This is a genomic window from Martinezella miluonensis, assembly GCF_900094545.1.
Lineage (GTDB): Bacteria > Pseudomonadota > Alphaproteobacteria > Rhizobiales > Rhizobiaceae > Rhizobium > Rhizobium miluonense.
In genome coordinates this window covers 57746-83027 of the sequence record NZ_FMAH01000018.1, presented here as the reverse complement: position 1 = coordinate 83027, position 25282 = coordinate 57746, and the positions used below count along the sequence as shown (strand labels likewise).

Here is a 25282-nt window from a genome sequence, read left to right as displayed (position 1 = left end):
AATGACCGTTTATAATAGCGCCAAGGGTGGCGCGCAGATTCTCGTTGTTGAGGATGATCCGATTCAACGTCGTCTGCTGAAAAATGCTATCGAGCGGCACGGACACGTTGCCCATCTGGCGGAGAATGGCCGTTTCGGCCTTGAAGTTCTGAAGCGCAACAGCGATCAGATCAGTGTGATCGTGCTCGATCTCATGATGCCGGAAATGAACGGCATCGAGTTTCTGAGCGCGCTGAACGATATGGGGATCGACCTGCCTGTCATCGTGCAGACGGGGCAGGGCGGCATCGATACGGTCGTGCAGGCCATGCGGGCCGGCGCCTTCGATTTCGTCGTCAAGCCCGTTTCGCCGGAGCGCATTGCAGCGTCGATCGCCAATGCTCTGAAGCTCGACCAGCGCGAGGCAAAAGCCCGCGCCGGGCGCAAGTCGCGCTCCAGCGCCATCAGCTTTGACGACATCGTCTCGGCAAGTCCCGCGATGATGCGCGTGATCGATCTTGCGCATCGTGCGGCGCAATCGAATATCCCGGTTGTGCTCGAAGGCGAATCCGGCGTCGGCAAGGAGCTCGTTGCGCGCGCCATCCAGGCTGCCAGCGACCGCGCCGGCAAGCCGTTCGTGACCGTCAACTGCGGCGCGATCCCACACAATCTGGTCGAAAGCATCCTGTTCGGGCATGAGAAGGGCGCGTTCACCGGCGCGACCGAGCGTCATGTCGGCAAGTTCATGGAAGCCGACGGCGGTACGCTGTTCCTCGACGAAATCGGCGACCTGCCGCTGGAAGTCCAGGTCAAGCTGCTGCGCGCAGTGCAGCAGGGTGAAATCGAGACCGTTGGCGCGCGCGTCGCGCAGAAGGTCAACGTCCGGCTGATTTCGGCGACCAACAAGGACCTGATCGAAGAGGTAAAGGCCGGTCGGTTCCGCGAGGATCTCTACTATCGCCTTAACGTTTTCCCAATCACCATGCCGGCGCTGCGCCGCCGCAAGGAAGATATTCCGCATCTGGCACGTGCCTTTGCCGATCGCTTTGCGCTTGAGCAAAAGCTCGACTATCCGCTCTCGATCAGCAACAGTGCGCTTGCTCTGCTGACGGCCTACGACTGGCCGGGAAATATCCGCCAGCTTGAAAATGCCGTCTTCCGGGCCGTCGTCCTGTCCGAAGGGCCGGAGCTGCTTGATAGTGATTTTCCGCAAATCGCGGCACAATTGCCCGGCTATTTCGCCAATGAGCATCCGACCTTAGTTGTGGATAATTCGCAGGCTCACGCCGCGGAAGTTGCAGCCGGAGAGCGAATGGAACGCGGCATGCGCGTCGTCTCATCCGATATGACTGCAACCTCTGCGCTTCCCGTCGGCGATGCCCTGTCGACCGGCTCCGACAATGTCATAGTCAGTACAAATACTTCAGGAGATGTACGAAAACTGGCGGATGTCGAGGAAGAGTTGATCCGATTCGCCCTTAAATTCTATCGGGGGCAGATGAGTCAGGTCGCGAGGAAACTCGGGATCGGGCGCTCGACTCTCTATCGCAAGTTGAAGGATTACGGGATAGACCCGGATGACCCGCAAAAAAGCGCCGCATGAAGGAAAGCTTAACGTTTAAGCAAGCATATTTTGTTACCCGTCGTAAAGCACTTGTTAGTGCATCGTTCACCATGTATGAAGAGGGCGATCATGTGTGGCATTTTTGTCATCGTGTCACCGCAATTGACAGCCATTTGGAACACGATGCGACATTGTCTGTCGGACGGGGATCGAATTGCCGAATTTGAGTGGAAATACCAAGCCTAAAAGCTTGAGCGGGTTTTCTGCGTGCTCGGACTTATTTCGCAAGGTGGCCAAGGTTGCAGCCGTTGGCCTCCTTGCTTTGGCTGTTTCTACCCCTGTATTCGTTAGCACACCCTCCCAGGCTGGCGGTGAAACCCGCAGCCTGAAGATCTATTACGTCCATACCGGCGAAAAGGCCGTCATCACCTACAAGCGCAATGGCAAGTTCGATCCGGATGGCCTGGAAAAGCTGAACCGCATTCTGCGCGACTGGCGCAAGAACCAGCCGACCAAGATGAACCCGCGCCTGTTCGACCTCATCTGGGAAGCCTACCGCGAAAGCGGTTCGCACGAATTCATCTACGTGATCTGCGGTTTCCGGTCTCCGGGCACCAACGAGATGCTGCGCACGCGCTCCTCCCATACCGGCGTTGCCAAGAAAAGCCAGCACATGCTCGGCAATGCGATGGATTTCTATCTTCCGGACGTCAAGCTTTCCAAGCTGCGCGAAATCGGCATGAAGCTGCAGGTGGGCGGCGTCGGCTATTACCCGACATCTGGCTCGCCCTTCGTGCACATGGATGTCGGCGGCGTGCGCGCTTGGCCGCGCATGGATCGCCAGGATCTCGTCCGCCTGTTCCCGAACGGCAAGACGATGCACATTCCTGCTGACGGCCGTCCGCTGCCGGGCTATCAGGAGGCCGTGGCTGACTACAAGCGCCGCATGTCGTCGGACGATATCCAGATCGCCAGTTCTTCTTCGCCGCGGCGCGGCTTCTTCGCCCGCCTGTTTGGCATCGGCGGCGGTGCTGATGAAGAAGAGGACAATGCAGAAAGCGGAACGGCGGCAGCACCGGTGGCTGTTGCTTCGGCTAGCCGCAAGGGCCAACCGGCTCCGGCCGCGAGTGATGATGGCGACGACAGCAGCCCTGTCCAGACGCAACAAGCTGCTCAGCCCCAGGTTCAGGTTGCGAGCATAAACGCACCTGTTCCGCAGGTTCGTCCGGCCTTTGGCAATCAGCCGGCTGGCAGCGAAGTCGCCTCCGCTCTCGTATCGCCGCCGCGCAACGATGCGCAGGCTGCGCTTGCTGCAGCCATGCCGGATGCGGACGAGCAGCAGCAATATGCCGATCTTCGCTCCTATCGCGTGCCGGTGCCGTCCTTGCTTGAGCGCCGTGCGCCCGGCGATGCCGAAGTGGCGTCGGCCGAGGCTGACATGAGGGGCCAATTGGCGGCCGTGCCTTTGCCGGCACAACGTCCTGAAATTGCGGAAAATCTTTTGGCTTCCGCCAATGCCGATCAGGAATCCCTCGACGACCAGGCCGATGCGAATACGCTTTCGCCTGCGATCGTTGCGGCCCTGGAGCAGAGCCGGCCCGATCGATCGGTTGCCAGCGCTGAAGCTCCTGTAAACCCGCCGCTTAACGACGTCGCGTCGAAGGATCAGATTGCGCCGCCGAGCAATGGCGCTGCGGGTGGTAACGATGCCGCGCAGGCGATTGCGTCGGTCCTGCCGCAACAGAGACCGGCGCAGCAGATGCCGATGCAGGTGGCCGCACTGGCGCCGATCCGCAATGAGGTCAAGGCCAGCAGCCGCCGTTTCAATGACAGCTTCGATGCGGCAAGGCCGCAGGAACGTCCGATTGCCGCCGGTATCGCAGCCAAGGGTGGACGACCGAACAAGCAGGATGCCGTTGACGCAGATGCCGGCCACGCCACGATCACGACGGCACCGAGGCTGACCGAAAAGATGATTTCCCAGTGGGCGATCGCAAAGGCCCGCGTCGAGATTGCCAACCGTCCGGTCAAGGCGCCGCGTTTCGTAAGCCCGGCACTCCGTGCCCAGCCGACAGCCGTTTATACCGATGGCTTCAAGATGCAGACGGCTTCGATCGACCCGGAACGCTTCAGCGGTTCGGCCGTGAATTTCCTCCAGGTGAAGAAGTTCAACTCGGTCGAATAGACCCTTGCATTCCAGAACGCGTAGCTTGAGGGGAGCCCATTCGGGCTCCCCTTTGCATTTCGAGGCAAGATTTCGGCTTCAGCAGGATCAACGTGGGAGCATGTCGCCGCGCCCCATGCGCTTTCCGATGCAAAGCGCATGGCTTGCTCCGGTTATTGCCTGTCGCCAATAGCCCTCGATCTTTCTGGTTGCCGTACGATTTCATCTATTTGGCATTATTATTGACTCAATTTTCATTCATATCCGCAGCTGCACGGCATGATAGAAAGGCGGGCGTTTTCAATTTATGCGCAAGACGGCGGTCATCATCGGCAACGGAAAGCTGCATCGCGATCTATCCGAGATCGTTGACAATGCGGAGTTCACGATGCGCCTCGAGGAACCAAAGGCTTCTGCCGGCATGAGTGGCTCACGCACGGATATCCTCATGCTCGCAGCGTCCAGCAGACGGATGCCGCGCCGATTGATCGATCCGGCATTCCTGACCAGCGCCACCTTCCGAGCCGCCAAGAAGATCGTTCTTGCCTATCACCCCCATATTGTCGGCAAATATTGCCGCAGGTCTCGCTTCCTCTCGCGGCTGAAGGGCGGTCGCAAGGGCGATGGATGATGCGAATGATCAAGCTGGCCGGCATTGCGGGCAAGGAAGTCCGAATCATGCCGCCGCAGTTCTATATCGATGGCTGCGCGGAACTTGGGGTCGCCGAGTGCCAGATGCGTCGGGCTGCTCCGAGCGCCAGCTTCTTCGGCATTCGATACATGCTTTCGATACTTTCCGCCCGCGAATGGGAGGTGAAATTGTGCGGTTTCAGTTGGGAAGGGTGGAAGCGCCATTCTCTGCTGAACGAACGCCGTTGGGTCGAAGACAAAATGACGAGCGGTCGAATCAGTATACTTGTTTGACTGTCGCCAATAGATCTGCGTTAAGCTGTGTGTAGTATGGCTGGACATCGCGGTTTTCAGTTTTGGCTCATTTTTACCTAAGCCCGCCTTCATTCACGATTGCTAGAGCCTGCCTTTACAACATCGGGATATTATTTGATGCAGAATCGCGGATTAAACCCGTCTTCGGTGATACCGCTTGAAAGATCACGTGCGGGATTCGGATTCGATCATGTGTCGGAGCCGGGCCAACCGGTCATCCGTGGCTTCGTCGTCCATCTGGATCGCGCTCGCGACCGCATGCCGCAGGTCGAAAGACTGATGGCGCGCCTTCCGGTTCCCAGCGAAATCGTCGAAGCGGTCGACGGCCGTAGCTTGAGCAAGGCAGAGATAGATGGGGTGTATCGCCGCCGGCTTCACGCGCCGTCCTATCCCTTCGAGATGAGCACCGGCGAGATCGCCTGCTTCCTGTCGCACCGCAAGGCTTGGGCAGCCATTGTCGAACAGGGGATCGATGCGGGCCTCATATTCGAAGACGATGTCGAGATCGACGATTTGTTCCCTGCGGCCTTTGCGGCTGCCAAGGCCTGCCTTGCGCCCGGCGCCTTCATTCGCTTTCCCTTCCGTATGGGCAAGGAAGATGGCAAGTGCGTCTTGACGCAGGACAAGACCGACGTCATTCGGCCGACCCGCGTCGGCCTTGGTATGGTGGCGCAGCTTGTAAGCCGCGATGCCGCCATCCGTCTGCTGGAAGTAACCGCCGTTTTCGACCGTCCGGTCGATACGACCGTGCAGATGCGCTGGCTCACGCAGGTTTCACCGCTCTCCGTCCTGCCTGGTGGCGTGCATGAAATCTCCTCGCGGCTCGGCGGCAGCACCATCAAGAGCCGGCGGACATTGATGGAAAGGCTTTCCAGAGAGGTGTTGCGGCCGCTATATCGTGCAAGAATTGCACTGCGCTCGCGCAACCCCATCTGAGACGATCAACTTGGCCGTTCCAATCCTCGCATACCATCAGATTGCCGTGCCGCCTTCCGGCAAGGCACCGTTCAGAAGCATGGTCGTCCATCCGGAGGCTTTCCGTCGCCAGATGGAATGGCTGAAAAGGCTTGGAATTAAGGGCCTGTCGCTGCGCGAGGCGCTGCCCTACATCGCCGGGGAGAAGGCCGGCAAGGTTGCCGCCATCACCTTCGACGACAGCTATCTCAATGTCTATGAGAATGCGCTGCCTGTGCTGCAGGAGTTCGGCTTCACCGCGACGAACTTCGTGGTCGCGAATCAGATCGGCGGGAGCAATGTCTGGGACGTCCCGCTGGGCGTGGCGCCTGCGGCGTGCATGTCGGTCGAGCAATTGCGCCGCTGGAGCAGCTTTGGGCACGAGATCGGCTCGCACACGCTTGACCATGTTCACTTGCCGCAATTGTCGCAGACGGAGGCACGCCGCCAGATCTCTGATTCCCGCGGCCTGCTCGAGAATTTGCTTGGCGTCGACGTTTCGTCCTTTTGCTTTCCCTATGGCGATGAAACCCAGGTGGATCGAAAGCTGACCTATGAGGCCGGTTATAGTGCCGCGACCACGACAAAGCGCGGAAGGGCACGGCCGCAGGACGATCTGTTCGGCTTGCCGCGGGCGACCGTTCGGCGCAACGACAGTTGGCTGCACTTCGTCAGGAAATGCGTATTCGGATAGTCGGCGGCATCGACCGTACTCTATCCGGCGAATGTTGCCGGAGCGGCCATCAGCCGCCCCGGACATGTCCGGTCAGGGGGCAACGGTGAAGCTGTAGCTGCCGTTGGTCTTATGACCATCGGTTGAGAGCACGTGCCACTCGACCGTATATTTGCCGGGCGCGAGCGTGTCGCTCAGGGGCACCATCAGCGTCTTGTCGCCATCCATCAGCATGGAAGCGCCTGTTTTCACGGTCTTCCTGTCCGGGCTGGTAACGGTCACGCCGCTGAACTTCGGATTGAGGCCCTCGCTGAAGGTGAGATCCAGTTCAGACGGTGCCTGCTTGATGGTGCTGTCGGCTGCAGGGGTGGAGGACTTGAGGTGAGCGTGCGCAAAGGCCTGACCGGTCAGGGCCATGCAGGCCGCAAGGGTAGCAAACAGCAGCTTCTTCATTCGAGGCATGTCAGTCTTCCTTTCGGGTTGAGGCGCCGCAGGGGGCTGCGCCAAGTCTGGTGGCGACTGATGTCGCCGGGAATATCGTGTCTGGATCTTGGCCGACACGACCTATGCGGACGACCGGGGCCGGTCATTTCAGAAGATTGCGAATCTTTTGCAGTGCGACGGCATTGTCTTCGCCATAGGCGATCAGCCCGCGCAGATTGCCGCCCGCATCGACGAGAAGGACAGAGGCGGTGTGATCCATGGTGTATTCGCCGTCGGGTGAAGGGACTTTCTTGGCATAGATGCGCCAACCCTTCACGGCCTTTTGCATTTCAGCGGCGTCGCCGGTAACGCCGACGATGCGATCGGTGAAATTGCCCGTGTATTTATGCATGACCTCCGGCGTGTCGCGTTCGAGATCGACGGAAAAGAAATAGGCTTTCAGCCGGTCCGCTTCCGGGCCGAGCGTCTTGAGCCAGCCGGCCATCTCGAACAGTGTCGTAGGGCAGACATCGGGGCAATGGGTATAGCCGAAGTAGATCAGCGACGGATGGCCCTTAAGCGCCTGTTCGGTGATGGGCTGGCCCCGGTCGTCGATCAGATTGAACGGTCCACCCATCTGGTTCCCGGCAGCCGTCGCCGGAGGAATGAGGCTCCAGGTGAAATAAGCGATCAGGCCGCAGACGCTAAGCAGGAAGATCGTCAGGATCGCGGGGATCGACCATTCGCTGGTGAACATAGGCTTCTCCTGTTTGCCCCGAAGAGAGACGCGGCTGGCGCTGCGCCGTTCATTCAGCTGCGTTGGCATGTTTGCCTCCATTATCAGCCCTGCTGGCGACCGCCGAACCCACGGGGAAATCGACATCGATCGAGCCGGCCTTTTCGAAGGTCAATCTTGCTCTGATCGTCTCTCCCTGTTTGAACGGATCGACGACCTCCATGAACATGAGGTGATAGCTGCCCGGCTTCAGCTGGACGGTTTTGCCGGCGGGCAGCGGCAGGCCGCCGGCGAGCTGGCGCATGACCATGACGTCGTTGTCCATCCTCATTTCATGGACTTCCACCTTCCCGGCCCTCGAGGAGCTGGCTGCGATCAGCCGATCGTCGGTCTTGCCGGTATTGGTGATCGTCAGATAGCCGCCGCCGACTTCGGCGCCCGGCACCATGGCGCGCGCATAGGATGCGGCGATCTTGAGATTTCCGACTGTGACGTCGCCGGCGAAAGCCAGCCCGGGAGTGGCAACGCAGAGGCTGACGGCAATGAGGGAGCTGATAAATCGGTTCATGATCGGTTTCCTCCGGGGATCTGGGTGCTGCGCGGCAGATGCTGCCGCGCAGCCTTTCATGAGAAGAACCGCTTCAGCGGCGGCACGAAACGAAGGATGGTTTGATCGACCAGCAGCATCACGACGATGGCGAGGCCGGTCAGCGGAAAGGCGGCGCCGAAGACGATCGCGATCAGCCACAGGCCGATATAGACGGACTTTTGCGGCGGCATGGGCGGCACGCCGAGACGACCGGCAGGCCGGCGCTTCCACCACATCATGACTGCCGTGATGCAGCTGAGGATGATGGCAATGCAGGTCGCCAGCATCAGCAGCTGATTGAAGAGACCCCACTCCTGCCCCTGGTGGACGTTGATGCCCCATTCGATCGCCTTGCCGAGCGCCGGATATTGATCGAAGGAGAGATCGACGAGCGGCTTGCCGGAGTATTGATCGATATGGACGGTACGCTCCTTCGAGAGATCGGCGGGGAAGATCGAGGTGGTGAAGACGCCCGTTTCGCCGGCAGGAAGAGCGACGCTGAAGCCCGGAGCTAAGCCCAGCCCTCTGGCGATCTCGACGGCCTTGTCCAACCCGATCGGCTTCGATGTCGTTGCCGCATCGGAAAGCGGCACGGGCGCATTCTCGACGATCCAGCCGGGTCGATTGACGATATCCTGCGTGACTTTGGTGGATTTAGGCACTTCGTCCCAGAGGGCCGCGGGATAGCCGAGATCGTTTGAGGTCAGCCACGCATTGACGTTGGCGCCCCAGTAGCCCGACCAGGGCATGCCGCTGAAGGCGAGGAAGAAGATGACGATGCCCGCGACGGCGCCGGTCACGGCATGAAGATCGCGCCAGAAGACGCGGCGCGCAGGCGCACCCCGCACCGTGAACACGCCGCCCGTCTGGCGTCTTGGCCACCAGAGATAGATGCCGGTTACGACCAGCATCAGCGCGAAGCCGCCGACGATCTCGATGATACGGTTGGTCCATGTCCCGAAATATTCGAGACTATGGATGCGTTTGACGACCCAGCTGAATTCCTGCTTCGAGCCGACTGAGCCGAGCACGTCGCCATTGTGCGGATTGACGTAGACCAGCGTCGATTGGCCGGCTTTCGACACCGTCACGACAGCGGATCGATCTCCGGCGGCGGCCTCCCGGTAGGACGTCGCCTTGGCGCCCGGCATTGCCGCAAGCGCCGCGTCGACGATCTTCTGCGGGGGGAGCATTGCGCCGGTATCGGCGACGATGTGACGATGGGCATAGAAGGTGTCGGCGATCTGGTCCTTGAAAAGATAGATGGACCCGGTGATCGCCAGATTGAGCAGGAAGGGAATGACGAGCAGGCCGGCGAAGAAATGCCAGCGCCAGATCGCTCGGTAGAGCGAGATATTATCGGCTGAGACGGCACTTGGCTCGGTCGCAGTGAAGGCAGACATGGGGGACTTCCCGAAGATGCGGCGGTGCGGAATGATCCAATTTGCAAGAGGGATGCCTGTCTGCGGGAGAGATACGACCGATCCGGTCGCGGCCCGTGCCGATGTTGCCTGCGGAGCGGCTATAGCCGATCCGTCTGAGCTTCGTGACATCGGCAGGAAGGCACTTTACCCGCAGCCGGCACGATCAGCTCTCGTGCATGGTCTGGCCACCGTTGACGACAAGCGTCACGGCGCGGGCCGGGACGCAGGGTTCAGGCAAAGCTTCGGAGGGCGGGGGGAGCGCGCGGGCCGCTGTTTGGCGGATAGAGCTGCCGACGGAATGCCTCGCTTTTGGCAACGACGACATCTTCACGCACAAAAGCGAGATGCTCGCAAGTGTCGGTCGGCGGGGTAGGGAGCAGGGCGGCGGCGGAAATGCGGCATGCTTCGCATCCCGGCATATAGGCTTTGCTGTGCTCCTGACCGTCAGGCGTCCTTTCGGTGACGCAGATGACCGGCAGGGTTCCATCGGGCAAACGATACTGGGCGAGTTCGAAGGGGGGCGGTTCAGCCGCGATCGAAACGGCTGGGCGGTGGGCAAAACCGACGGACAGCAATGCGACGGCGCAAAGAATGCGCACCAGCCACTGCGTTGTCCCAAAGGTTCGCTTCCGCACGTTTGTCCCCATTATTGTCCAAAGCACCTACGACATTCGTCGCCGTAGCTCAATGCGGCAATTTGGTGTGCCGCGCTGTGGTGCCCGTTTACACGCCGCGCGAAGGTCAGCTACAGATTGGTCGGCATGTCTGGATTGACGGTTCAGCGGGGTTTTGGGTCGTTCATCATCCTGCAGCCGCTTTGCCTTCAGGTGCCTGTGCGAAAAGGAAATGGAATGCCCATCGAATCCTGGAGGGGCGGCGATGTCGACATCGCCGTGATCGGCGCCGGTGCTGCCGGTGTGGGCACTGCCCGGCAGCTGCAAGTGCTTCGGCCCGACCTTTCGATCGTGCTGCTTGAAGCATCCGATCGCGTCGGCGGGCGGGCTCGAACGATCCATCCTTTCGGTGCCGATGGAGCCGCGGTTGACCTCGGCTGTGGCTGGCTGCACGGAGCGAGCACCAATCCCTGGACAAAAATCACAGAGGAGATCGGCCTGACGGTCGATCGCACGCCCGCTCCCTGGAGCGACGGCGGCCGGCAGCTCGAGCGTGGCGATCCCGCCACAAAGGCTGCTGCGGCGGCTGTGGGCAAATTTTTCGAGCGGGTCGATGCCTATGAGGGCGTTGCTGACGCCGATCTGTCGACCATGCTGGTGCCTGGCGCTCCCTGGAACGAGCGGATTTATGCAGTCGGCGCATTCATGACCGGGGCGGAGTTGCCGAAGTCTTCGGTGATCGATCTTGGCCGCTATGATCCCGGGCCAGGTCCCGACTGGCGCGTGCGGCAGGGGTACGGCACGCTTGTTGCCAGCTATGGTTTGCCGGTGCCGACCATTCTCGGCGCAGAAGTCAGCCGGATTGATCATAGCGGCGGCGATCATATTGTGCTGTCGACGAGCAAGGGCGAGCTGAAGGCGAAGGCTGTTGTCGTGGCTGTCTCCACCAATGTCCTTGCCGCCGAGCGGGTCGCTTTCTGGCCGCCGCTGCCGGAAAAGATAGAGGCGGCTTCGCGTCTGCCTCTCGGATTGGCAAACAAGCTTTTCATCCGTGTGTCCGAGCCCGGCATGTTCCCCGAGGACACGCATGTCATGGGGTCGCGGCAGGATCGCCGCACCGGCGCCTATCAGCTGAGGCCGTTCGGTGCGCCCGTCATAGAGGCTTATTTTGCCGGCGATCTTGCGCTCGATCTCGAACGGCAGGGCATGGAAGCAGCCTTCGATTTCTCCGTGGAGCAGTTGAAGCGTGTCTTCGGTTCGGATGTTGGCGCGAAACTATCGCCTCTCGTCATGTCTTCCTGGGCGAGCGAGCCCTTCGTCGGCGGTTCCTATTCCTATGCTACCCCCGGCGCCTCCGACCTGCGCGGCGTGCTGGCTGCGCCCTGTAACGATCGTCTGTTCTTTGCCGGGGAGGCTTGCTCGCAGACACGATATTCGACGGCGCATGGTGCCTATGAAAGCGGGGTCGTTGCGGCCGAGGCGGTCGCGAAGGCGCTGTGATCCTGAGTTGATGGAGAGTGCCGTGCGCTTCCGCGTGAAAATAACGATTCCGCTCGAAAATTTACGCAAAGCGCTCTTAAACTTGCGCGGCAACAGGCGTAAACGCAATCAAATACCACCCGATTTGGTTTAAACCTTCCTTCGGGAGACGGGCGGCTTAAGCCGCGACAAATGAAGCATTGGAGGAGCCATGAGTAACGGTGACGCACTGACGTTCGACATCGAAAAGAATTCGAAACCCGCAACGGCCAGCGAGCGGGAAACCCTGCTGCAGAACCCGGGCTTCGGCCGGATATTCACCGATCACATGGTGACGATCCGCTATTCGCAGGACCGCGGCTGGCATGGCGCTAAGATTGAGGCGCGCAAGGCGCTGGCTCTCGATCCGGCGACCGTGGTGCTTCATTATGCGCAGGAAATCTTCGAAGGCATGAAAGCCTACCACCTGCCTGACGGCGGGGCGGCGCTCTTCCGCCCGAGCGCCAACGCGCAGCGTTTCCACAACTCAGCCGAGCGGCTGGCCATGCCGCCACTGCCGGAAAGGCTCTTCGTCGAGTCCGTCCGTGAACTGGTCAAGATCGATCGCGAGTGGATTCCGACCGCCGAGGGCGCGTCGCTCTATCTGCGTCCCTTCATGATCGGTTCGGAATCCGCGCTCGGCACGCGGCCCGCGACCGACTACCTTTTCTGTGTCATTGCCTCTCCCGTCGCCTCCTACTTCAAGGGTGGCGCATCGGCTGTCACGCTTTGGGTTTCCGAAAACTACACGCGCGCAGCCCCCGGCGGCACCGGTGCTGCCAAGTGCGGCGGCAACTACGCTGCGAGCCTTTCCGCGCTCGCCGAAGGCCAGCGGGAAGGCTGCGATCAGGTCGTCTTCCTCGATGCCGTCGAAAAGCGCTGGATCGAAGAGCTTGGCGGCATGAACATCTTCTTCGTCTTCGACGACGGCTCGCTGCAGACGCCGCCGCTGACGGGCACGATCCTGCCGGGCATCACCCGCGACTCGCTGATCAAGCTCGGACGCGACATGGGCCTGACCGTTCGCGAGGAGCCCTATTCGATCGAGCAGTGGCAGGCTGACGCCCAGAGCGGACGTCTGCGCGAAGCCTTTGCCTGCGGCACGGCTGCAGTCGTGACGCCGATCGGCAAGGTCAAGGGCCGCAAGCACAACTTCACGATCGGCGACGGCAATGCCGGGGCTACCACGCTCCGCCTGAAGGCCGCGCTGACCGATATCCAGTTCGGCCGCGCGCCGGACAAGAATGAGTGGCTCGACCGCCTGTTCTGAGCGGAAAGCCGCTTGATCCGCGTCAGGCTCTGACCGGATCGTGATCGATATCCGGCGGGAAAGGCAATGAGCTCTTCCGCCGGGCTCTGACATCTGAGATCGCATCGTCACCCGAAAAATCGGAGTTGTCTTGATGACCAAGGTCAGCGAACGTCCCGGCGTCGAGCCGGGCGAGGAGATCGGTTTTGTCGGTCTCGGCGTCATGGGCCAGCCGATGGCCCTCAATCTCGCGAAAGCAGGCACGAAACTCGTCGTTTGGAACCGTTCGCCGGAAGCGGCCGATCCGCTGCGCGAGGCCGGCGCCGCTGTGGCGGCAAGCATCGAGGAAGTGTTCGAGCGCGCGCGCATCGTCATCCTGATGCTTGTCAACGAAACCGCGCTGGATACGGTGCTGCAGCGCGGGACAGCGAGCTTTGCCAAGCTGGTCGCGGGGCACATCGTCGTTTCGATGGGATCCAATCCGCCCGACTATTCGCGCGAGCTTGCCGCCGACATCGTCGCTGCGCGCGGGCGTTATGTCGAGGCTCCGGTTTCGGGCTCGAGGAAGCCGGCAGAGACGGCACAGCTTGTTGCTTTGCTTGGCGGCGATGAGGAGACGGTTGCCGAGGTGCGGCCGGTGCTTGCGCGCATGTGCCGCGAAACGATCCTGTGCGGTCCGGTCGGCAACGCGCTGCTGATGAAGCTCACCGTCAATCTCTATCTGTGCACGATGCTAGCGGGGCTCGCCGAGGCGGCGCATTTTGCCGAGCGGAACGGGCTCGATCTTGCGACGTTCCAGGCGGCGATCGACTCCGGGCCGATGGCCAGCGATCTGGCGCGCGTGAAAATTCCGAAGCTCATCGCCCGGGATTTTTCAGTGCAAGCGGCAACCGCCGACGCGTTCAACAGCACCAATCTGATCGCGCAGGCGGCGCGCGCCGCCGGTATGGCGTCGCCGATCCTCGATCTCTGCCGCACTCTCTATGGGGAGAGCGTCGAACTCGGCAATGGCCGGCTCGACATGATGTCGGTGGTTGCAGCCATTGAGGCCCGCACCGCGGCGCTTGGTCGCTCTTAGGTCGGTTCGGCGCCTCGCGAAATTTCTAACCCATTCTATCTATTAGGTTTTACGAAATTCCAGGCGGAAAACCGCTAGGCGTTTTTCTTGGAATTGTTCTGGCAAACCACCCTGCAATGCCTATGTTGGATTGAGATCTAAACAGACATTCCTGAAAGGAAAACGGACATGTCTGCCCCTATGGACAGTAATCTCTTTCAACAACTTGGTCTGAAGCATCCGTTGATCGTCGCGCCGATGGCCGGCGGTCCCTCATCCGTGGACCTCGTAGCGGCTGCTTCTGCCGCGGGCGCGCTCGGCGCCATGGGCGGCGCCTATTCGAATGCTGCGGCGATCGAAGCCTTCGCGGCCCAGGTGCGCCAGCGAACCGACAAGCCGTTTTCGATCAATCTCTTCATTCCGCACTTGATCCCGGAGGTTGCGGCCGATCGGGTTGAGCGTGCAGTCGAGGCGACCGCGCGATATCGCCGGGAATTGGAAGTGCCTTCGCCGCAGCTTAGCCCTCCCTATGAAGAGGATTTCGACGCGCAGTTCGAGGCTGTGCTGCGCGTCAAGCCGGCCTGCTTCAGCTTCGTCTTCGGTTTGCTGGCCGCCGATCACGTAAGTGAGGCAAAGAAGGCCGGTATTCCGCTGATCGGTACGGCGACGACGCTTGATGAGGCAAGGGCGCTGGAAGAGAGCGGCGTGGATGCGGTGACGCTGCAGGGTTTCGAAGCTGGCGGCCATCGCGGCATTTTCGGTGCCAAGGCGGCCGATCCGGAAATCGGCATTCGCGATCTCCTGGCGCAATGCGTCGGCACCATCCGTGTGCCGCTGATCGCAGCCGGCGGCATCATGACGGGTCGTGATATTCGGGCGGCGCTGCAAGCGGGCGCGCAGGCCGTCCAGATGGGCACGGCCTTCCTTGCTTGCATCGAGGCCGGAACATCGGCTCCCTATCGCAAGAAGCTTCTCGAAACGCCGGAACGCAGGACGCGGACGACGCGCGTCTTTTCGGGCCGTTTTGCACGCGGCATCGAAAATCGCTTCATGATCGAGATGGACGGGAAGCCGGATGCCATTCTGCCTTTTCCGGCGCAAAACAAATTTACGCGCGATATGCGCGGCGCATCGACGACGAAGGGATCGGCAGATTTCCTGTCTCTGTGGTCGGGAACCGGCAAGGGCGAACTCTGGCAGGGCAGCGCTGCCGATTTGATCGGCCGCCTGTTTGCGGAGTGAGCTTTCACCGGCTCCATGCCAAAAAGAAAGGAGCCGGCAAGCCGGCTCCCGATCGTCTCACAAGGCTGTTGAGAGCCTCGATTATTCCATGCCGAGTGCGGCCATGTAGGTCTGAAGGATGGATTCTTCTTCCAGGCGCTCATTCGCGTCCTTCTTGCGAAGGCGGATGATGGTGCGGATCGCCTTGGTATCGTAGCCGCGGCCCTTGGCCTCGCCCATCACGTCCTTGATGTCGGAGGCGATTGCGGCCTTTTCCTCTTCCAGACGCTCGATGCGCTCAATGAATTGACGCAGTTCCGCTGCCGCTACGTTCTCGACGCTATTTTCTTCCATGCACTTCTCCTAAAGGGTCTTAGAGTGTCGCTTGAAGCCGGTCGCAAATGGGATCGGTAGGTCAGCCGATGCTTCACTTCGCTTCAGGGCCTGCTCGGTATTTCGAATTCGATCGGGCAGTTGACGTGCCGCGAATGGCGCGCAAGGTCAAGCCGGATTGGTGAAGGGAACGTTAATCTTTCGGCTTGTTTTGCTCGAAAGAAGCTTTTTGCACAGGCGAGGCTTCTTTCTGATGCAGGTTCTTCCAATCCTCATAAGGCATGCCGTAGATCATCTCGCGCGACTCGTCCTTGCTGACGGGCAGGCCCGCCTCTTCGGCCGCTTCGCGATACCAGTTGGAAAGACAGTTGCGGCAGAAGCCGGCCAGGTTCATCAGGTCGATGTTCTGGACGTCGCTGCGTTCGCGCAAGTGCGCAACGAGGCGGCGGAACGCGGCGGCCTCAAGCTCGGTCTCTTGTTCCTTGGTAAGTGCGGTCATCTCTTTTCTCCTCGACTCGCTCGCCGCGTCACGCCTCGTAAGGACCGGTGCGCGAAGGATAGCGTTTGTATTCGTGCAATGCCGGATCGGCATTGATCTCGGCGAAGATCGGTGCCAGCCGGTCGGCCCATTCGATAACCTCGGCCTCGTCGCCGATCAGATCCTGTCGGACCTCCAGCAGCGCATGCGGAATGCCTTTCATCATGCAATGGCGGAACATGGTGTCGTTGCGCAAGGCACCGTCGTAGGGCTCGTTGTCGCCAATAACGAGATCGGTATCGGCGCCGAGCTTTGCAAGAAGCGGCACGACGGCGCGTTCGTCGCTGTCCCAAAGCACGCTTGCATGCCAGGGCCGGGGCACACTCTTCCATGCCGGCGTAAAGGAATGCATCGAGAATACCAGGGGTGCTTTGCCCGTCGCCTCGGCCACTGCGGAAATCGTCTCGTCGACCGCCTTGTGATAGGGGCGGTGGAAGGCATTGATGCGGTGGTTCCATTCTTCATCCGTGATCGGATGGTTGCCTGATATGATCGCGCCATCCGAGATCTTCATGATCAGGGTGGGGTCGTCCTCGCCGCGGTTCGGATCGATCAGCAGGCGGGAAAAACCGCCGAGCACGCCCGGCACGCCCAATCGTTCGCAGAGATGGCGGCACAGGCTTTCGATGCCGATGTCATAGGCGATGTGGCGGGAAAAAGCGGCTTCCGGCAAGCCGAGGTTGCCATAGCGCTCGGGCAGATGTCGCATGGCGTGGTCGCCGAGAATGACCATGCCTTTGTCACGATTGCCGGGTATGATTTCAAAAGGTCTGAAGTCGGTCATGCGGATTGTCGATTATTGAAATTTTCAACTCTTTGTTTGATTGCATGTGCGGATGGAAGGTGCAAGGTTTGCAGCTTCGATCGGATGAAGAGCGGCGCGTGGTGCCGTCAGCATCTCGTGAAGAAAATATAATCGATTAGAGTTGCGTTGACATTCATGGGATGGCGGCGCAAGAAGACGCAACAACGAATAACCGGGAGCCAATTGGAAGCCGTGTCCAGCCAAGTAGCGCCACGTTTCGTTAAGCGGTCAGGTCCGCTAGCCCGAATCGCGTTCCTCATTCTCGCTGCGGCAGCGCCGCTCTTCTTCTTGCCGAATGCCGCTCATGCCGATTTCCGAACTTGCAACGGTACGCAGAATCTCGTCGGTGTGGCGATAGGCTATCGCGCCAAGGAAGGCTGGGTGACGGAGGGCTGGTGGCAAATTCCGGCCAACACCTGCGCCACCTTGATCGAGGGGCCGCTCCAATCCCGCTATTATTATCTCTACGCAGAAGATGCGGCCCGCGGCGGCCGCTGGACCGGCGATGTCGAAATGTGCGTGGCGGAGAACGAATTCAAGATCCCAGGCGTGAAGGACTGCTACGCGCGCGGCTACCAGAAGATGGGATTCAAGGAATACGACACGGGGCGTCAGGCGAGCTGGATGGTTCAGCTCTCCGATACCCCGGGCAGCCAGGAAAGCCAGAATTGATGAAACGAAACCGAAAAGTCAAAATCCTCGCAACGCTCGGTCCGGCCTCTTCTTCCGAGGAAATGATCCAGAAGCTTCATGAGGCCGGGGCGGACCTGTTCCGCATCAACATGAGCCATGCCAGCCATGATGTGATGCGCACGCTGATTCAGCGTATCCGCGCCGTTGAAGCGCGCTGTGGTCGTCCGATCGGTATTCTCGCTGACTTGCAGGGTCCCAAGCTGCGCGTCGGCAAGTTTGCTGAAACCAAGGTCGATCTGAAGCCCGGCCAGACTTTCACGCTCGACAATCAGGATATCCCTGGCGATAACACGCGTGTCTACCTGCCGCATCCGGAAATTCTGGAATCGGTCCAGCCGGGCCACCGCCTGCTGATCGACGACGGCAAGCTCGCGCTCCGCGCCGAGAAGTGCGATGGCAAGAGCATCGTCACGACTGTTATTTCGGGCACGAAGATTTCGGACCGCAAGGGCGTCAGCCTGCCCGACACCCTGCTCGGCGTCGGCGCGTTGACGGATAAGGACCGCACCGACCTCGATGCCGTTCTCGCCACCAACGAAGTCGATTGGGTGGCGCTCTCCTTCATCCAGCGCCCGGAAGACTTGACGGAAGTTCGCAAGATCTCCCACGGCCGCGTGGGCCTGATGTCGAAGATCGAGAAGCCGCAGGCTGTCGAGCGCATCGAGGAAATCATCGAGCTTTCGGACGCTCTGATGGTGGCCCGTGGCGATCTTGGCGTGGAAATGCCGCTGGAAGCCGTTCCCGGCATTCAGAAGCAGCTGATCCGCGCCTGCCGCCGCTCCGGCAAGCCGGTTGTCGTCGCCACGCAGATGCTGGAATCGATGATCTCCGCGCCGGTTCCGACCCGCGCCGAAGTTTCCGATGTCGCAACCGCCGTCTTCGAAGGTGCCGATGCGGTCATGCTCTCGGCAGAATCCGCATCCGGCGACTATCCGATCGAAGCCGTTTCCATGATGGCTTCCATCGCCGGCACCATCGAGCGCGAGCCGCACTATCCGGGCATCATCTATGCCCAGCGCGCTCTGCCTGAAGCAACCGGCGCCGACGCGATCTCGCTCGCCGCCCGCCAGATCGCCGAAACGCTGAAGCTCGCCGCCATCGTCTGCTATACCTCATCCGGCACCACCGGCCTGCGCGCCTCGCGCGAACGTCCGCAGGTTCCGATCCTGGCGCTGTCGCCGATCATCCAGACGGCACGCCGCCTTTCCGTCGTCTGGGGCATGCACTGCGTCGTCACCCATGATGCAACCGACCTCGACGACATGGTCAACAATGCCTGCCGTATCGTTGCCGAGGAGGGCTTCGGCAAGCCGGGCGACCGCATCATCATTTCGGCCGGTGTTCCGCTCGGCACGCCGGGCGCTACCAACATGCTGCGCATTGCCTATATCGGTTCGGACGGCCAGTCCGGCGTGTAATTGCCGACATCTGATTGCGGCAGCACCCTGAAATATCTGAGATCCGCTGTCGAAAGACGGCGGGTTTTTTCTTGAAGCCGAGCGCCTGCGGGCACCCCAAGCAGGCGGATTGAGAAGGAGATATGCCAATGAAAGTCGGATTTATCGGATTGGGTCAGATGGGCAGCGCCATGGCGGCCAATCTCATCAAGGCCGGGCACGAAGTGACGGTCTACAATCGTTCGCGGGATAAGGCCGAGGCTTTGGTCGGCGAGGGTGCTAAGGTTGGCGCGACCGTGGCGGAGGCTTGCGGCGGTAAGGCCGTGTTTACGATGCTTGCCCATGACGATGCGCTGTCGGCCGTCGTTCATGGCGATGGTGGCGTTCTGGCAAGCCTCGGTCAGGGTGCAGTTCATATCTCCGCAAGCACGATCAGCGTCGCCATGTCCGAACGGTTGACCAAGGAGCACGCGGCTGCCGGCCAACGTTTCGTCTCCGCACCCGTCTTCGGTCGTCCGGAAGCTGCTGCCGCGGCGAAGCTCTTCGTTGCCGCAGCCGGTACGCCCGACGCGATCCAATCGGTCATGCCGCTCTTCGAGGCTATAGGTCAGCGTAGCTTCGTGCTCGGCGAGGAACCGAAGGCTGCCAATCTCGTCAAGCTCAGCGGCAATTTCCTCATCGCCGCCGTCATCGAGTCGCTTGGCGAGGCCATGGCGCTGGTCGAGAAGGGCGGTGTGGACAGGCACGCCTATCTCGATCTCTTGACCTCGACGCTGTTCAATGCGCCCGTCTACAAGACCTATGGCGGGTTGATCGCGGATCGCAAGTTCAAGCCCGCCGGCTTCACCGCGCCGCTCGGCCAGAAGGATGTCCGGCTGGCACTGGCCGCCGGCGAGGCGCTCAATGTGCCATTGCCGCTTGCCAGCCTGCTGCGTGACCGGTTCCTGACCTTGCTTGCGCATGGCGGGGAGGAGCTGGATTGGTCGGCCATCGGCGCCTTGGCTGCCAAGGATGCGGGGCTGGCGGAGTAGTTCATAAGCCAGAGGCTCGGCATACTGGAAGCCTTCAAGCAGGCACTTGCTAACCGCCGCACCGCATGCAACCTTCCTCGCCCAAAGAGGAGGGACATCATGCATCTGACCACGCTGCTCGCCTTCGTCGCCGTTTCTTTCATCGGCATTGCGACGCCGGGGCCGACCGTGCTTCTGGCGCTGACCAACGGTTCACGCTTCGGCGTCAAACGCGCCTTGCCGGGCATGGTCGGTGCGGTTCTTTCCGATGCGGTCTTGATCACCGCCGTCACCATTGGTCTTGGCGCCCTGCTTGCGGCTTCCGAATTCTGGTTCTCGGCGCTGAAATGGGTGGGCGCTGCCTATCTCGCCTTTCTCGGCATCATGATGCTGCGGTCAAAGGGGAGCATCGACGGCGCTTTGCAGGCCGGCGCGAGCCAGCCGAAGGGAACCGCCTTTGCCATCGGCCTGAAGAGCTTCATGGTCGCCGTCACCAACCCCAAGGGCTACCTCTTCTTCTCGGCCTTCCTACCGCAGTTCATCGACCCTTCTGCGCCGCAACTGCAGCAATACATCATTCTGGGCGTCATCTTCGCTGCGCTCGATTTCACGATCATGTTTGCCTATGCGGTTTTCGGCTCGCAGGCTGTGCGCGTGTTGAAGTCGGAAGGGGCGAAATGGCTTGAGCGCGCCTGTGGCGGCGCGCTGCTGGCTCTTGCCGGATCACTGGCGCTCTATCGTCGCGCTGTGAATTGAGGCGGAGCAGAATAAGCCGCTCTGCCCTTTTGTTTTCGCGCAATTCCGGGCGGAAAACCGCTGCGCAGTTTTTCTGGAATTGCTTTAGTGGCGGCTCAGCGCCGCTTCGAAGACATCCCTGTCGACATTGCCGCCTGAGGTGACGGCGATCACCGTATCGCCATCGACATCATTGCTGTGGAAAAGCGCTGCGGCCAGTGCGACGGCGCCGCCCGGTTCCACGACGATCTTCAAGCGGGTGAAGGCGAGCGCCATAGCTTTCTGCGCTTCTTCGTCGGTGACGACGAGGCCGGGGCCGCAGAGGCGCTTCAGGATCGGAAAGGTGATGTTGCCCGGCTGCGGGGTGATAATGGCGTCGCAGATCGAGCCCTGCAGCGCGGCATTGCGCTCGATCTTGCCGGATGCCAGCGAGCGGGCGGTATCGTCGAAATCCTGAGGTTCGCATGGATGCACCTTCAGGCCTGGTGCACGGGATTCGAGTGCGAGCGCGATGCCTGAGGTCAGGCCGCCGCCACCGCAAGGGACGAGCACGCTTGCAGCCTCGATGCCTTCTTCGGCGGCCTGTTCGGCGATTTCCAGCCCGGTCGTTCCCTGGCCGGCGATTACCTGCGGCTCGTCGAAGGGCTTGATGAGCGTCAGGCCACGCTCCCTGGAAATGCGTGCGCCGATCTCGTCGCGATCTTCCTTGACGCGATCATAGAGTACGACCTCGGCGCCAAAGGCGCGGGTATTGGCGATCTTCAGCTTCGGAGCATCCGTCGGCATAATGATGACAGCGGGGACGCCGTGCAGCTTTGCTGCCAGTGCCACGCCCTGTGCGTGGTTGCCGGACGAGAAGGCGATGACGCCCCTGGCGCGCACAGCCGGTTCCAGCGCCGAAACCGCCGACCAGCCGCCGCGAAACTTGAAGGAGCCGGAATGCTGCAGGCATTCAGCCTTAACGAACAGGCGGCGACCGGCGATCTCATCGAGAAAGGGCGAGGAGAGAAGCGGCGTGCGCCGGGCCCGACCGCCGAGGCGAGTGCGGGCGGCTTCGATCATTGCGATATCGACCATGGAGGGATCACTCTTCTGATTCAGAAAGACTTTCCATCCATAGAGCGCCCGCCTTTCCTTTAAAACAAGGAGATTGTCCCCGTGACACTTCAGGCGCCGCCAGGCAGCGAGAGATGCCCGATATTATAGATCTGAAGCCCGGATTGGGCCGGATCTTTTGGTGGCTCGGCCAAGAGATGGAGGCGCACCAACGTCCAGTGGCTCGGCTCGAAGGCGACGACCGAGGCGAGCGAGCTGCCATTCGACAGCGCTTGGGCCACGGCTTTGCTCTCTTCTCCTCGCAGGTCGGCAAGCGATGCGTCTGGCTCGATTGCGACCACCTCGCGCGTGGCGAGCTTGGCGCTGCGAATATCCGTAGCCGTATCAGCGTGCCAGACGATCCAGGTATTGACCTGGGGACGGCCGAAATTCTCGGTCAGAGCCAGGAAGCCGGGACCGCAGACGAAGTCGCTCAGGCCTTCCTCTTGCTGCCAGACGTAGAAGGGGGAATAGAGATTCTGCCTGCTCCCTGTAACAGCATCGCCCTTTCTTGCCGTCAGGTAGGCTTTGAACTTCAGGCCCGGGAGATTGTCGAGCAGGGGACCTTTCTCGCGGATGCGGCGATCAATGATCGCCATGTCGTAATCCGCGGGCAGGGGGAAATCATATTGCATGGCGATCATGGTCATTCCTCCAGCCAGGTCACGGCGCTTCCATCCTGCGCCGCCTGGATGCTGATATAGGAAAAGGCGTTCTCCGGCGTCGCGCCGTGCCGATGGCGCTCGTTCGGTGCGAAGCTGATGCAATCGCCGGCATACAGCTCTTCGGTCGGGCCGCCGAAGCGTTCGGCAAGGCCGACGCCGGACAGGACATAGAGGATCTGTCCGTGCGGATGCGTATGCCAGCGGGTCATGACGCCGGGCTCGAGTGCGCAGCGCATCGCGGTCAGCCCACCGTCTTCACTGCTCTCCACGAGCGGCTCCACCAAGAAGGAGGCGGTGGCGATGCCTTCGGGCGATGGCCGCATATTCGTGCCGGCACGGTGAACAGCGGGCGATTGGGTCGATGTGGCCTGGGGCATCGCTCTCAGACCTGTTCGATCATCTGCGCGCGACCGTCGGCAAAAGACCAGTCCTCGCGCGTTGCCGTCGTAATCGTGATCATGATGTCTTCGGGACGGACGCCAGGCGCGTCGCCAAGAAGTTCGGCGACCCGGTGATAGAAAGCTTTCTTCACCTCCGTGCTGCGCGGCTTGCCGATGGTGACATCGAAGAAGACGTAGTTGTCCGAGCGTGGGGTGCTGGCGAAATAGGTCCGATCGAAGACGAGTTCGTGCGGCTCAAGCTGATGAATGGCCTGGAAGCGATCGGTGGGCGGCACGTCGAAGGCTTCGACCAGAGCACGGTGGAAATTGTCCGACAGTGCCCTGAGATATTCCGGCGACTTGCCGCGCAGAAGGGTGATGCGGGTGAATGGCATGGGATGCTCCTGTTTCCGTGTCACTTGACGATCATAGAATGCCAGCAGATAATCATCCCGAAAATCAGATAATTATGGATTTATAGTCCTAAAAATATGGATGGTTATCCATGCGGAAGATTATTTTCGATCTCGATGTGCTGCGCAGCTTCGTCACCGGCATGGATCTCGGCAGCTATGCCAAGGCGGCAGACCGGCTCGGGCGCTCGACCTCTGCGGTCAGCGCCCAACTCAAGAAGCTGGAAGAGCAGGCGGGGACGCCGATCTTCCGCAAGGCGGGCCGAGGGCTGGCGCTGACCGATGCCGGCGAGACCCTGCTCGGCTATGCCAGACGTCTGCTGGACCTGAATGACGAGGCGGCTACCGCGCTGCACGGGACCGAGCTTGAGGGTTGGGTGCGCCTGGGATTGCAGGAGGATTTCGGGGAAACGCTGCTACCCGACGTGCTCGGACGTTTCGCGCGCGCCCATCCAAAGGTGCGCATCGAGGCGCGCGTCGTGCGTAATGTGGAATTGGTCGAGCGGGTGACGTCAGGCAAGCTCGATCTGGCACTCGCCTGGAGCGATGGCTTCCGCACGGCCCATACGGATCGTATCGCTGAAGTGCCGCTCTGCTGGGTCGGTCCGGCGAATGGTGACGTGCAATGGCATGCCGACAGCGGCGAGGCCATGCCGCTTGCCTCGCTCGAGGCGCCCTGCCTGCTACGCAACATCGCCACAAAGACGCTCGATCGCGCCGGCATAGGCTGGCGGATATCTTTTGTCAGCCCCAGCCTCGGAGGCCTTTGGGCGGCAACGGCGGCGGGCCTCGGCCTGGCGCTGCGCACCCCGCTCGGCCTGCCTCCGAAGGTACGGCAACTGACGCCAGGGCAAGCCGGGCTGCCGGCCTTGCCGAAGCTGGATCTCGTATTGCATCGCGCCGAGGCAGAGACGAGCCCTGCGACGGAACGACTGGCATCGATCATGCTGCAGGCGGTGCGGCAGGCGGTCGAGGCTGTGCCGCAGAGCCGGATATTCGAGGACATGCCTGGCTACGAGGTCGTCACGGCCTGAGAGACAGCGCTGGGCTCAGCTGATTCTTCCGTCAGGTCGGCGATCCGGATTTCCGCCTGTGCGGCAAGCACTTGCAGATCGCGCGGCTGGCCTGCCAATCGTTCCATCGCGGCGATTGCGACATCGGTCGTGACGTAGTCCGGCTTGTGACCGAGGTTGCGGATGGTGACGAGTTCGGCACCCACAATATCCCGCGCAAGCCCGCGCGAATGCAATTCCTCCAGTACGATATCGTCGCTGTCGCCGGTAATGATGACAGTAGGCGCCTTGATCTCGCGATAGCGCGGGGCGTGAGCGGAGACATAGGCAAGGAGGTTGACCACGTCAGCCGCGTTGTTGCGGAAGGTCTGTGGCCGCAACACCAGCTCTGGCGCCGTCTTGATGATATAGTCTGCGGGTCGCGCGTTCGGACGGAAGATGCTGAGCGTGCCGGTCTCGACCCTGCGCAGGCCAAGCGGGATGACAAACAAATGCGTGAAGAGCCAGCCCAAGAAAGGCATGGCGGCGAGCGTGTAATACCAATCGACGCCGCCGGGCCAAGGGTGGGTGGCAGGTGCCAGAAACAGCAGCCCCTCTGTCTTCTCGGGATGACGCATGCCGAAAGCGGCAGCAATCGCACCGCCGAAGGAATGGCCGATGATGATGGCGCTCTTGATGCCGCGCTTGTCCATCAACCTGGCGACGGCATCGGCCTGGCCGGAGGGAAGGGCGTTTTCAGCCGTTCCGCGTTCGGAGTAACCATGCCCTGGACGGTCGACGAACAGCATCTCGGCGCGGCCGCTTAAAGGTGCCGCAAAGGCTGCGAACTGATCGCGCAGATTACCACTGGCGCCATGGATGAAGACCAATGCGGGGAGATCCGCGGTCGCCGGGCGCGGCAGATGCACGGCGTTCAAACGATAGCCGCCGATGTCAGTCAGCTCGCCGATATTCGGATAGGTCTGCTCGATCGCACGCGTCTTGTAGGCGGAAAAGCCCGCAGCAAAGACAACAAACGTGATAATGGCGGTGAGTAGAGAATCGATCATCGCGGCACGGATCAAATATCGCAAACCACTAATCTAGTGCAGCGCT

General features: G+C 61.0%; 27 protein-coding genes and 2 pseudogenes. 16 read left to right on the top strand and 13 right to left on the bottom strand.

Features of this window, described 5'->3' with window-relative positions; translation table 11 throughout:
* Position 1: 1 nt before the first annotated feature.
* From GA0061102_RS16225 to GA0061102_RS16205, 7 genes and pseudogenes are all read left to right on the top strand, one after another.
* A pseudogene (locus GA0061102_RS16225) lies at positions 2-1253 on the top strand (sigma-54-dependent transcriptional regulator); the annotation flags it as partial.
* A 107-nt stretch (positions 1254-1360) separates the two neighbouring features.
* A pseudogene (locus GA0061102_RS34055) lies at positions 1361-1582 on the top strand (helix-turn-helix domain-containing protein); the annotation flags it as partial.
* A gap of 175 nt (positions 1583-1757) precedes the next feature.
* Positions 1758-3728: a peptidoglycan L,D-endopeptidase MepK gene (locus tag GA0061102_RS16220; protein ID WP_092850767.1), complete on the top strand. Its 1971-nt coding sequence runs from the start codon at positions 1758-1760 to the stop codon at positions 3726-3728.
* A gap of 286 nt (positions 3729-4014) precedes the next feature.
* Entirely contained in the window at positions 4015-4338 is a 324-nt protein-coding gene (locus GA0061102_RS33985) for a hypothetical protein (RefSeq protein WP_342588038.1), read from the top strand.
* 5 nt (positions 4339-4343) lie between these two features.
* A complete protein-coding gene (locus GA0061102_RS33980; RefSeq protein ID WP_342588037.1) occupies positions 4344-4631 on the top strand; it encodes a hypothetical protein in 288 nt (95 codons plus the stop codon).
* Between the two features lie 138 nt (positions 4632-4769).
* On the top strand, positions 4770-5588 hold the full coding sequence (locus GA0061102_RS16210; protein WP_092850761.1) for a glycosyltransferase family 25 protein: 819 nt from the start codon (positions 4770-4772) through the stop codon (positions 5586-5588).
* 10 nt (positions 5589-5598) lie between these two features.
* Positions 5599-6300: a polysaccharide deacetylase family protein gene (locus tag GA0061102_RS16205; protein ID WP_092850752.1), complete on the top strand. Its 702-nt coding sequence runs from the start codon at positions 5599-5601 to the stop codon at positions 6298-6300.
* A 72-nt stretch (positions 6301-6372) separates the two neighbouring features.
* On the opposite strand, the gene copC is transcribed toward GA0061102_RS16205, so the two are convergent.
* The 5 genes from copC to GA0061102_RS16180 form a co-directional block, all read right to left on the bottom strand.
* Complete coding sequence (copC, locus tag GA0061102_RS16200) at positions 6373-6741, bottom strand: copper homeostasis periplasmic binding protein CopC (protein ID WP_092850749.1); 369 nt, start codon at positions 6739-6741, stop codon at positions 6373-6375.
* Between the two features lie 124 nt (positions 6742-6865).
* Positions 6866-7459 (bottom strand): SCO family protein, encoded by a 594-nt coding sequence (locus tag GA0061102_RS16195; protein ID WP_092850746.1) that lies wholly within the window; start codon positions 7457-7459, stop codon positions 6866-6868.
* A gap of 49 nt (positions 7460-7508) precedes the next feature.
* Entirely contained in the window at positions 7509-8006 is a 498-nt protein-coding gene (locus tag GA0061102_RS16190) for a copper chaperone PCu(A)C (protein ID WP_245298027.1), read from the bottom strand.
* A 56-nt stretch (positions 8007-8062) separates the two neighbouring features.
* A complete protein-coding gene (locus tag GA0061102_RS16185) occupies positions 8063-9430 on the bottom strand; it encodes a PepSY-associated TM helix domain-containing protein (protein WP_092850738.1) in 1368 nt (455 codons plus the stop codon).
* Positions 9431-9681: 251 nt separating this feature from the next.
* Positions 9682-10098 carry a hypothetical protein gene (locus GA0061102_RS16180; protein ID WP_092850732.1) on the bottom strand — a complete coding sequence of 139 codons (417 nt, stop codon included), beginning with the start codon at positions 10096-10098 and terminating at the stop codon, positions 9682-9684.
* A 204-nt stretch (positions 10099-10302) separates the two neighbouring features.
* Here GA0061102_RS16180 and GA0061102_RS16175 point away from each other — a divergent pair, with 204 nt between their 5' ends.
* The 4 genes from GA0061102_RS16175 to GA0061102_RS16160 all read left to right on the top strand — a co-directional run bounded on the left by GA0061102_RS16175 (position 10303) and on the right by GA0061102_RS16160 (position 15131).
* Positions 10303-11565, top strand: coding sequence for a flavin monoamine oxidase family protein (locus tag GA0061102_RS16175; protein WP_092850724.1), 1263 nt, complete (start codon positions 10303-10305; stop codon positions 11563-11565).
* 190 nt (positions 11566-11755) lie between these two features.
* A complete protein-coding gene (locus GA0061102_RS16170; protein WP_092850721.1) occupies positions 11756-12853 on the top strand; it encodes a branched-chain amino acid aminotransferase in 1098 nt (365 codons plus the stop codon).
* 133 nt (positions 12854-12986) lie between these two features.
* Entirely contained in the window at positions 12987-13910 is a 924-nt protein-coding gene (locus GA0061102_RS16165; protein ID WP_092850718.1) for an NAD(P)-dependent oxidoreductase, read from the top strand.
* 168 nt (positions 13911-14078) lie between these two features.
* On the top strand, positions 14079-15131 hold the full coding sequence (locus tag GA0061102_RS16160) for an NAD(P)H-dependent flavin oxidoreductase (RefSeq protein WP_167667993.1): 1053 nt from the start codon (positions 14079-14081) through the stop codon (positions 15129-15131).
* A gap of 81 nt (positions 15132-15212) precedes the next feature.
* Here GA0061102_RS16160 and GA0061102_RS16155 read toward each other — a convergent pair whose 3' ends face one another.
* The 3 genes from GA0061102_RS16155 to GA0061102_RS16145 all read right to left on the bottom strand — a co-directional run bounded on the left by GA0061102_RS16155 (position 15213) and on the right by GA0061102_RS16145 (position 16765).
* On the bottom strand, positions 15213-15464 hold the full coding sequence (locus GA0061102_RS16155; RefSeq protein ID WP_004117455.1) for a DUF2312 domain-containing protein: 252 nt from the start codon (positions 15462-15464) through the stop codon (positions 15213-15215).
* A 172-nt stretch (positions 15465-15636) separates the two neighbouring features.
* On the bottom strand, positions 15637-15942 hold the full coding sequence (locus tag GA0061102_RS16150; protein WP_092850712.1) for a DUF1244 domain-containing protein: 306 nt from the start codon (positions 15940-15942) through the stop codon (positions 15637-15639).
* Between the two features lie 28 nt (positions 15943-15970).
* Complete coding sequence (locus GA0061102_RS16145; RefSeq protein WP_092850710.1) at positions 15971-16765, bottom strand: N-formylglutamate amidohydrolase; 795 nt, start codon at positions 16763-16765, stop codon at positions 15971-15973.
* Positions 16766-16969: 204 nt separating this feature from the next.
* Here GA0061102_RS16145 and GA0061102_RS16140 point away from each other — a divergent pair, with 204 nt between their 5' ends.
* From GA0061102_RS16140 to GA0061102_RS16125, 4 genes are all read left to right on the top strand, one after another.
* The gene (locus tag GA0061102_RS16140) at positions 16970-17458 is read left to right on the top strand and encodes a DUF1036 domain-containing protein (RefSeq protein WP_092850707.1); all 489 of its coding nucleotides are present in this window, start codon (positions 16970-16972) and stop codon (positions 17456-17458) included.
* Complete coding sequence (gene pyk / locus GA0061102_RS16135) at positions 17458-18897, top strand: pyruvate kinase (protein WP_092850704.1); 1440 nt, start codon at positions 17458-17460, stop codon at positions 18895-18897. The genes GA0061102_RS16140 and pyk overlap by 1 nt, the downstream gene beginning before the upstream one ends.
* Before the next feature lie 128 nt (positions 18898-19025).
* On the top strand, positions 19026-19907 hold the full coding sequence (locus GA0061102_RS16130) for an NAD(P)-dependent oxidoreductase (RefSeq protein WP_092850697.1): 882 nt from the start codon (positions 19026-19028) through the stop codon (positions 19905-19907).
* Between the two features lie 99 nt (positions 19908-20006).
* Positions 20007-20642: a LysE family translocator gene (locus GA0061102_RS16125; protein ID WP_092850691.1), complete on the top strand. Its 636-nt coding sequence runs from the start codon at positions 20007-20009 to the stop codon at positions 20640-20642.
* 84 nt (positions 20643-20726) lie between these two features.
* Here the strand turns inward: GA0061102_RS16125 and GA0061102_RS16120 are convergent, their stop codons facing one another.
* The 4 genes from GA0061102_RS16120 to GA0061102_RS16105 form a co-directional block, all read right to left on the bottom strand.
* Positions 20727-21698, bottom strand: a complete 972-nt coding sequence (locus GA0061102_RS16120) for a threonine ammonia-lyase (RefSeq protein ID WP_092850686.1) — start codon at positions 21696-21698, stop codon at positions 20727-20729.
* A gap of 89 nt (positions 21699-21787) precedes the next feature.
* Positions 21788-22360: a DUF4865 family protein gene (locus GA0061102_RS16115; RefSeq protein ID WP_092850683.1), complete on the bottom strand. Its 573-nt coding sequence runs from the start codon at positions 22358-22360 to the stop codon at positions 21788-21790.
* Positions 22361-22362: 2 nt separating this feature from the next.
* Positions 22363-22758 carry a cupin domain-containing protein gene (locus GA0061102_RS16110; RefSeq protein ID WP_092850680.1) on the bottom strand — a complete coding sequence of 132 codons (396 nt, stop codon included), beginning with the start codon at positions 22756-22758 and terminating at the stop codon, positions 22363-22365.
* Positions 22759-22763: 5 nt separating this feature from the next.
* Positions 22764-23156, bottom strand: a complete 393-nt coding sequence (locus GA0061102_RS16105; protein WP_092850677.1) for a tautomerase family protein — start codon at positions 23154-23156, stop codon at positions 22764-22766.
* Between the two features lie 110 nt (positions 23157-23266).
* On the opposite strand from GA0061102_RS16105, the gene GA0061102_RS16100 reads away from it, so the two are divergent.
* Positions 23267-24208: a LysR substrate-binding domain-containing protein gene (locus GA0061102_RS16100; RefSeq protein WP_092850674.1), complete on the top strand. Its 942-nt coding sequence runs from the start codon at positions 23267-23269 to the stop codon at positions 24206-24208.
* Here GA0061102_RS16100 and GA0061102_RS16095 read toward each other — a convergent pair.
* Complete coding sequence (locus tag GA0061102_RS16095; protein ID WP_092850849.1) at positions 24187-25236, bottom strand: alpha/beta fold hydrolase; 1050 nt, start codon at positions 25234-25236, stop codon at positions 24187-24189. The two genes, GA0061102_RS16100 and GA0061102_RS16095, sit on opposite strands and share 22 nt — an antisense overlap.
* Positions 25237-25282: the final 46 nt, after the last annotated feature.